The organism is Psychrobacter sp. BF1, assembly GCF_019279065.1.
GTDB classification, from domain to species: Bacteria; Pseudomonadota; Gammaproteobacteria; order Pseudomonadales; family Moraxellaceae; genus Psychrobacter; species Psychrobacter urativorans.
In genome coordinates, this window is the sequence record NZ_JAGYWV010000034.1 from 1 (window position 1) to 1,312 (window position 1,312).

The window sequence follows — 1,312 nt, forward strand, 5'->3', positions numbered from 1 at the left end:
TGAACCGCCCCGGGATTGTCGGAGACCTAATATTCTGAGAGAATACGACAATGAAAACACGACATTATACTCCTGAGATTAAAGAACGCGCCGTTCGCATGCTCATTGAAGCGGCAGGCGACTACCCCTCTACCTGGTCAGCGATTCAAGCCATCGCCCCTAAGATTGGCTGCACACCTGAGACCCTGCGATCCTGGCATAAAAAGCACATCGATCAAACTATTCCTGCCTCAGTACAAGCGCAAAGTGATAAAGAACGCATCAAAGAGCTTGAACGCGAGAATAAAGAACTTAAGCAAGCTAATGAAATCATCAGGAAGGCTGCGGCTTTTTTCGCCCAGGCGGAGCTCGACCGCCCACCGAAATAATGGTCGATTTCATTGATGTTAACAAGCAAGAATATGGGATCGAGCCAATCTGTAGAGTACTACCGATTGCCCCATCAACCTATCACCGTGCTAAAGACTTAGAAGAGTGCCCTGACAAGCGCCCATTACGCAGTCAGCATGACGACTTCTACATCAGCGAAATCAAACGTATCTGGCAGGACAGTAAATGCCGTTACGGTGTTCGTAAAGTCTGGCAGCAGATGAAGGCTGATGGCGTAAAGGTTGCTCGTTGCACCGTAGAGCGTTTAATGAAGCAGTATGGTATGCAAGGTGTCTGGCGCGGTAAGGGTAAGATTACCACCAACAGCCGTGACGACCAAAAACGCGCTGATGACCTAGTCAATCGTAACTTTAATGCACGTCAACCCAATCAGCTTTGGGTAGCTGACTTCACCTATATAAAAACAACTAGCGGCTGGGTATATACCGCTTTTATTATTGATGTATTTGCTCGCGCTATTGTGGGCTGGAAAGTATCGAATCGCATGAATACCGATATGGTTATGGCTGCGCTAAATCAGGCGATAGCAGACAGGAACAACCCTAAGGATGTCATTCATCACAGTGATCGAGGGGTTCAGTACTTATCCATTCGCTATACTGACAAAATGTGTGACTCTGGTATCATCGCTTCTGTCGGCACGACTGGTGATTCATACGATAATGCACTGGCTGAAACGGTCAATGGACTCTATAAATCTGAGGTAATTGACTATTTAAAGGAGAACTGGACTGGTATCAATGATGTTGAACTGGCAACCCTTGAATGGGTGGATTGGTTTAATAAAATACGACTGCATAGCACGATTGGTTATGTGTCACCCTTTGAGTTTGAAAAGCGGTATTATGATAATTTAATCCTGTCAGGCATGGCTGCCTGACTCAAGTAAATCACTCTCCGATATAGTCGGGGCGGTTCATTA

At 46.1% G+C, this 1,312-nt stretch carries 1 protein-coding gene and 1 other annotated feature; the gene reads left to right on the forward strand.

From position 1 onward, the window contains the following. Positions 1-50 precede the first annotated feature (50 nt). Positions 51-1,270, forward strand: a protein-coding gene (locus tag KZA12_RS14715; RefSeq protein WP_256933012.1) for an IS3 family transposase whose coding sequence is annotated in 2 segments (ribosomal slippage) — positions 51-327 and positions 327-1,270 — 1,221 coding nt in all. Because the reading frame shifts where the segments join, the coding sequence is not laid out codon by codon here. Further along, positions 326-442: a sequence feature (AL1L pseudoknot), on the forward strand. It overlaps the preceding gene by 117 nt. Positions 1,271-1,312 lie beyond the last annotated feature (42 nt).